Source organism: Kitasatospora sp. NPDC059747, from assembly GCF_042732955.1.
GTDB lineage: Bacteria > Actinomycetota > Actinomycetes > Streptomycetales > Streptomycetaceae > Kitasatospora.
Map to the genome: position 1 here is coordinate 90,766 of NZ_JBHWGV010000009.1, position 6,639 is coordinate 97,404.

Sequence of the window (6,639 nt, forward strand, 5' to 3'; positions counted from 1 at the left end):
CCGGCCCGGCGGGATCCGGAGCGGCCACGCTATTCGGCGGGCCCGGCGCCCGGCCCCACGGCGACCGGCGCCCGCCCTACAGCGCCCGGCGGGCGGCGGCGATCCCGTCCGGGTCCCAGCCGGGCCGCGGCACGGACTCCAGCAGGAGCCGGGTGTACGGGTGCCGCGGCCCGTCGAGCACCTCGGTGGTGCGGCCGGCCTCGACGATCCGTCCGTGCCGCATGACGACGACGTCGTCGGTGACGCACCGCACCACGCCGAGGTCGTGGGTGATGAACAGGTAGCCGATGCCGGTCCGTTCGCGGATGTCGGCGAGCAGGTTGAGCACCTGGGCCTGCACCGAGACGTCCAGCGCGGCGACCGCCTCGTCCAGCACCATGACGGCCGGCTCGACCGCCAGCGCCCGTGCGATGGCGACGCGTTGGCGCTGGCCGCCGGAGAGCTGGCGCGGCAGCGCGTCCGCCGCCCTCGTGCCGAGGCCGACCTGGTCGAGCAGTTCCCTGATCCGGGCCGCGTGGTCCGTGCCCGGGAAGTGCAGCCGCAGGGTCTCCCGGAGGACGGCCTCGACGCTGGTGCGGGGATCCAGGGAGAGGTACGGGTCCTGGAAGACCATCTGGACCTCGCGGGCGCGCGCCAGCCGTTCGGCCCTGCCCCGCACGCGGCCGGTCCGGGCCCGGCCGTTCACCAGCACCTCGCCCGCGTCGGCCCGGTCGAGGCCGACGACGATGCGGGCGGTGGTGGTCTTGCCGGAGCCGGACTCGCCGACGATGCCCAGCGATCCGCCGGCCGGGAGGGTGAACGACACGTCGTCGACGGCCTTCACGCTGCCGAAGGCGCGGCACAGGCCGGTGACGTGCAGCACGGGCTCAGGCATCGGTGCGGCTCCTGTCGAGCGGGTGGTGGCAGGCCGCGGACTGCTCGCCGTGCGCCTCGGGCACCTGCTCCCGGCACACGTCGGTCGCGTACCGGCAGCGCGCGGCGAACGCGCAGCCCGTCAACTCCTGCCGCAGGTCCGGCGGTTGGCCGTCGATGGCGGCGAGGCGGCCCGGCGGGGTGTCCAGGCGCGGCGTGGAGGCGAGGAGCGCGGCCGTGTACGGGTGGCGCGGGTGGTCGAACAGGGCCCGGGCGGGCCCGGTCTCGGCGATCCGCCCGGCGTACATGACGTAGACCCGGTCGCTGATCGCGGCGGCCAGCCCGAGGTCGTGGGTGACGAACAGCAGGCCGGTGCCGAAGCGTTCGCGCAGCCGGCCGAGCAGGGCGATGACCTCGGCCTGGCTGGTGACGTCGAGCGCGGTGGTGGGCTCGTCGGCGAGCAGCAGGATCGGGTCGCCCATGAGGGCGGCGGCGATCATGACGCGCTGGAGCATGCCGCCGGAGAGCTGGCCGGGGTGGCGGCGCAGCAGTTCGGGGCCGAGGCCGACGGCGTCGAGGAGCTCGGCGGCCCGGTGCCGCGCGTCCGCCCGGCCCATCGTGCCGGTGAGGGTGACGCTCTCGGTGAGGAAGTCGCCGATGCGCCGCAGCGGATTGATGGCCGCGCGGGGGTCCTGGAAGATCATCGCGGCCTTGCCGGTGCGCAGGGCGCGCAGCCGGGCGGCGTCCATGGTCAGGACGTCCTCGCCGTCGACGAGGACCTCGCCCTCGGCGGCGGCGCCGGGCGGCAGCAGGCCGAGGGCGGTGCGCGAGGTGAGCGTCTTGCCGGAGCCGGACTCGCCGACCAGGGCGACGGTCTCGCCGCGCCCGACGGTGAGGTCGACGCCGTCGAGCACGGGCCGTGCGGTGCCGGGCAGTCGCAGCCGCAGTCCGCGGATGTCGAGGGCGTTCACGGGGTCCTCCGGGCGACCCGGTCGGCCCAGCGCTCGCCGACGACGTTGAAGGCGACGACGGTGAGCACGATGAACGCGCAGGGCAGGACCGCGGAGAGCGGGTAGCCGTGCTGGATCGCGGTCTGGCCGTCGAAGACCATGCGGCCCCAGTCGGGGGTGAGGGCGGGGACGCCGAGTCCGAGGAAGGAGAGGCCGGCGAGGTCCATGAGGGCGTATCCGAAGTTGATGGTGGACTGGGCGAGGACGATCGGCGCGATGTTGGGCAGGACGTGCCGCAGGCAGATCTGCCACGCGGAGTGTCCCTGGACCGTGTACGCGGAGACGTACGGGCGTTCGCGCTCGGCCAGCACCAGTGAGCGGGTGAGGCGGGAGACGTACGGCAGGTAGGCGATCGCGAGGGCGATGACGGGGGCGAGCAGGCCCTCCCCATAGACCGAGACGATCAGGATCGCGAGCAGCATCCCGGGGAAGGCGAAGACGAGTTCGGTGCTGCGGGACAGGACGGAGTCGAGCCAGCCTCCGCGCCAGCCGGCGACGATGCCGACCGCCACGCCGGCGACGGTGGAGAAGACCACGACGCCGAGCGGGCCGAGCAGCGAGGTGCGGGCGCCGAGCAGGAGCCGGGCGAGGGTGTCGCGGCCGGCGGCGTCGACCCCGAGCAGGTGGTCCGGGGCGGGTCCGGCGAGGGCGGCGGACAGGTCGACGGCGTTCGGGTCGTACGGCGCGAGCCACGGCGCGAGCAGCGCGGCGAGCACCACGAGGACGACGAAGCCGAGGCACACCGCGTACAGCGGCGCGCGGGCGGCCCTGACCCGGCCGAGGCCGGGGCGGCGGGTGAGGCCAGACCGTTGGGTGAGACCGGTACTCATGCGTCGGACCTCCTCGAACCGAGCGTGACCCGGGGATCGACCAGCGGGTGGAGCAGGTCGACGACCAGGTTCACGGCCATGAACAGGGCGACGATGATCAGCGAGATGGCCTGGACGGTCGGGAAGTCCTTGGTGGTGGTGGACAGTTCGAGGAGCTGCCCGATGCCGCCGATGCTGAACGCGGACTCCACGAGGATCGTGCAGACCAGCAGGGTGGAGACGATCAGCCCGCCGGTGGTCAGCACGGTGCCGAGCGAGTTGCGGAACACGTGCCGGCGGACCACCTCGCGCTCGGGCACGCCGCGGCTGCGGGCCACGCTGACGTGCTCGCCCTCCAGGGCGTCCAGCATCGCCGAGCGCGTGACCCGGGCGAGCATGCCGATGAGGTACAGCGCGAGGGCGATCGCGGGCAGTGTGAGGTGCCAGAGCATGTCGCCGATGCCGTCCCCCGCGCCGCTGGTGGGGAACCAGCCCAGCTTCACCGCGAACAGGCCCTGCAGCAGGACCGCCGCGACGAAGGACGGCGTGCCGACGGCGAGCGTGGTGGACACCAGGATCGCGGAGTCCGTCGCGCCGCCGCGCACCGCGCCGGCCCAGCCGAGCGCCACGCCGATGACGGCGACCACCAGCAGGGCCATCGCGACGAGCAGCAGCGTCGCGGGCAGCCGGTCGGCGAGCAGCTTCGACACGTCCGTGCGGTAGGTGATGGAGCGCCCGAAGTCGCCCTGGAGCACCTGGCCGAGCCAGCGGAAGTACCGCACCAGGAAGGGGTCGTCGAGGTGGTACTGCTCGTTGATCGCCTGGAGCGCGGCCGGCGAGGCGGACCGGCCCGACAGGAGGAAGCTGGCCGGGCTGCCCGGCGCCAGGTACATCGCGCCGAAGACCACGAAGGAGGCGCCGAGCAGGGTGACGGCCATCTCCACCAGCCGCCGGGCGGCGAACCTGAGGAAGGCCGCCGCACCGGGGAGTCGTGCTGTGCCGGAGGAGCTCTCCGAGCGGGAAGGGGTCACTGGGCGGCCCCCACGTCGGCCGCCCACGGGTAGTACATGTACGAGATCGTGGTCGGGGCGCCGGTGATCCGCTTGTTGAGGAAGACGGCGGTCGGCCACTCGGCGACCGGGATCCACAGGAGCTGCTCGGAGGCCGTCTTCTGGAGCTGCGCCTCGATCGCGGCGCGCTTGGCCGGGTCGTACTCGGCCGTGGCGCGGTCGACCAGGTCGTCGTAGGCCTTGTCGCCGTAGCCGGCGAAGTTCTGGTACGCGCCGGTCTTGAAGTTGGTGAGCAGGTCGAGCGGGTCGGTGATCGAGTCGTAGTACGTCTCGGGGAACATGTCGATGCCCTCGCGGGCCTTCGGGTCGGTGAACAGCGCGGTGAAGGCGTTCGGGGCGATCGTCTTCAGCTGGATGTCCAGGCCGATCCGCGCGCCGGCGGCCTGGACGGCGGTGGCGAGCAGGGAGACGTCCTGGCCGATCGTGCTGGTGGCCATGACGAGCGTCTTGCCGTTCGCACCCGCCTCCTTGACCAGGGACTTGGCCTGCTCGATGTCCTGGGCGGTGGGCGTGAGACCCTCGAAGGCCGCCTTGCGGACGTCGTCCGGGGCCGTGGCCCACGCCGCCCTGGTGGTGAGCGAGCCGGTGACGCTGCCGGAGCCGCCGAGGCCGGTGCGGACGAAGCCGCCGCGGTCGAGCGCGAGGGACAGCGCCTTGCGCACGCGGACGTCGCCGAGGGCGCCCTGCATGCTCGTGACGTTGACGTTGACGGTGCTCAGGCCCTCGCCGAAGTACAGCGTGCCGGCGCCGCTCTTCTTCAGCCGGTCGTAGCTCTCGGTGGGGATCAGGTAGCCGCCGTCGACGTCGCCGCTGAGCATCGCGTTGGTTCGGGCGGAGGGGTCGGTGAGGAAGCTGAACACCACCTTCCCGGACTTCGCCTTCGTGCCCCAGTAGCTGTCGAAGCGCTGGAGCTCGATCGACTGCCCCTTGGCCCAGGTGCCCATCGTGAACGGGCCGGTGCAGTCCAGGCTGCCGGTGGTGCCGTAGTCCTTGCCCGCCGCCTCCACACCCGCCTTGGCCGCGACGACGCCCGCCGCCGTGGCCATGTACTGGGGGAACTGGGAGTCCGGCTGCTTGAGCTTGACGGTGACCTGGAGCGGCCCGGTCTTCGTGACGGAGTCGACGTTCTGGAACACCTGCGCCCACGCCGACGCGTTGTCCGGGTTCGTCTGGCGGCCCAGGCTGTAGACGACGTCGTCGGCGGTCATCACCGTGCCGTCGTGGAAGTGCACGCCGGAGCGCAGGTCGTAGACCCACGTGGTGGGGTCGGGGTTGGACGCCTTCTCCGCCAGGCCGGGGGCCAGGGTGAGCTGGGGCGTCCAGCGCATCAGGCTCTCGCAGACGTTCGCGAGGATCGTGTTCTGCGGGTAGTCGAAGGCCTGGACGTAGTCCAGCGTGGGCGGCTCGGCGTAGGTCGCCCAGGTGAAGGACTGGATCTCGCCCTTGGCCGGCGGGGTGGAGGCGGACAGCTGGAAGCCCGCCTGGTCGGAGGTGCCGCCGCGGGGCGGGCCGGAGCAGGCGGCGACGAGGGCCGCGGCCGAGAGCAGGGCGGTGCCGGCGAGGGCGAGCCGGCCGCGCGGGGTGGCGCCGGCTCGTCTCGCGGGTGTGGGGGTCATGAGGGTTCTACGTCCGTTCGGTCTGGGGAGAGGGATGCGGTCCGTGGGATCCGGGAAGGGTACGCGGTGTCCGGATGTACCGGTCAAGCGCGGGATGCACCGGTCAGGCGCGGGCGGCCGGCACCTGCTGCGTGATGCAGTGGATGCCGCCGCCGCCCCACGCGATCACCCGCGAGCGGACGCCGACGACCTTGCGGCCCGGGTGCGCCGCGGCGAGGACGGCGAGCGCGCCCTCGTCCTCGGGGTGGCCGGCGACCGGCACGACGACGGCGCCGTTGGCCAGGTAGTAGTTGAGGTAGCCGACCTCGACCTCCCGGCCGTCGACCTCGACGAACGCGGCCTGCGGGACGTCGACGATCTCGAAGGGCCGGCCCTGCGCGTCGGTCGAGTGCTCCAGCACGGCGCGGTTGGCGCGCATCCGGGCGTAGTCGGGGTGCTCCGGGTCGGCCGGGAGCTGGACGACCACCCGGCCGGGGGCGGCGAACGCGCAGACGCCGTCCACGTGCCCGTCGGTCTCGGTGTCCAGCAGGCCGCCGTACGGCAGCCAGATCACCTTGGTGACGCCGAGGCGCGCCTTGAGCTCCGCCTCGATCTCCTCGCGGCTCATGCCGGGGTTGCGGTTGGGGTGCAGCAGGCACTGCTCGGTGGTGATGAGCGTGCCCTCGCCGTCGACGGTGATCGCGCCGCCTTCGAGGATCATCGCGGAGCGGACCGCGGGGACGCCGAGGTGCTCCAGCAGCAGGCCGCTGACCCGGTCGTCCGCGTCCCAGGGGTGGTGCTTGCGCCCCCAGGCGTTGAAGCGGAAGTCCACGCCGGCACGGCGGCCCTCTGCGTCGAGGACGAAGATCGGGGCCGAGTCGCGGAACCACGAGTCGTCCATGGGCAGTTCGACGACGGTGACGCCCTCGCCGCACATCGCGCGCGCCTCGTCGCCGTGGCCGGGCGGGGCCGCCATCGTCATCGGCTCGAACTGCGCGATGGTGCGGGCGACTTCGGCGTACTCGCGCTTCACCTCGGCGAGCGTGTCGCCCCAGAGGTCGAGGCGCACGGGCCAGGCCATCAGGCAGCCCTCGTGGTCGGTCCACTCGGCGGGCATTCGGTACGTCACGGGGAACCTCGTTCCGGTCGGATGGCTGGGGGTGGTGGGAATGGCCGGGCATGTTCGGCATGGCCGGGCATGTTCGGCATGGCCGGGTGGTGAGCCCTGGCGGCCCCCCCTCCGTGGGGGGGGGGGCGGGCCGGCCCGGGGGCTCAAGCCCCGGGGCGCCGGGTGGGGGGCGAC

General features: G+C 73.3%; 6 protein-coding genes. All 6 read right to left on the minus strand.

Annotated elements, in window-relative coordinates:
- Positions 1-76: 76 nt before the first annotated feature.
- On the minus strand, positions 77-874 hold the full coding sequence (locus ACFV4G_RS06430) for an ABC transporter ATP-binding protein (protein ID WP_380437098.1): 798 nt from the start codon (positions 872-874) through the stop codon (positions 77-79).
- On the minus strand, positions 867-1,823 hold the full coding sequence (locus ACFV4G_RS06435) for an ABC transporter ATP-binding protein (RefSeq protein WP_380437099.1): 957 nt from the start codon (positions 1,821-1,823) through the stop codon (positions 867-869). Before ACFV4G_RS06435 ends, ACFV4G_RS06430 begins: the two co-directional genes overlap by 8 nt.
- Positions 1,820-2,692: an ABC transporter permease gene (locus tag ACFV4G_RS06440; protein ID WP_380437101.1), complete on the minus strand. Its 873-nt coding sequence runs from the start codon at positions 2,690-2,692 to the stop codon at positions 1,820-1,822. Before ACFV4G_RS06440 ends, ACFV4G_RS06435 begins: the two co-directional genes overlap by 4 nt.
- Complete coding sequence (locus ACFV4G_RS06445) at positions 2,689-3,702, minus strand: ABC transporter permease (RefSeq protein ID WP_380437103.1); 1,014 nt, start codon at positions 3,700-3,702, stop codon at positions 2,689-2,691. The genes ACFV4G_RS06440 and ACFV4G_RS06445 overlap by 4 nt, the downstream gene beginning before the upstream one ends.
- Complete coding sequence (locus ACFV4G_RS06450) at positions 3,699-5,357, minus strand: ABC transporter substrate-binding protein (protein WP_380437105.1); 1,659 nt, start codon at positions 5,355-5,357, stop codon at positions 3,699-3,701. The genes ACFV4G_RS06445 and ACFV4G_RS06450 overlap by 4 nt, the downstream gene beginning before the upstream one ends.
- Positions 5,358-5,460: 103 nt before the next feature.
- Entirely contained in the window at positions 5,461-6,465 is a 1,005-nt protein-coding gene (locus tag ACFV4G_RS06455) for an agmatine/peptidylarginine deiminase (protein WP_380437107.1), read from the minus strand.
- Positions 6,466-6,639: the final 174 nt, after the last annotated feature.

Bases quoted from the DNA above. Each gene is read 5' to 3' on its own strand.
- ACFV4G_RS06430 (WP_380437098.1), bottom strand. From the start codon at position 874: ATGCCTGAGCCCGTGCTGCACGTCACCGGCCTGTGCCGCGCCTTCGGC.
- ACFV4G_RS06440 (WP_380437101.1), bottom strand. From the start codon at position 2,692: ATGAGTACCGGTCTCACCCAACGGTCTGGCCTCACCCGCCGCCCCGGC.
- ACFV4G_RS06450 (WP_380437105.1), bottom strand. From the start codon at position 5,357: ATGACCCCCACACCCGCGAGACGAGCCGGCGCCACCCCGCGCGGCCGG.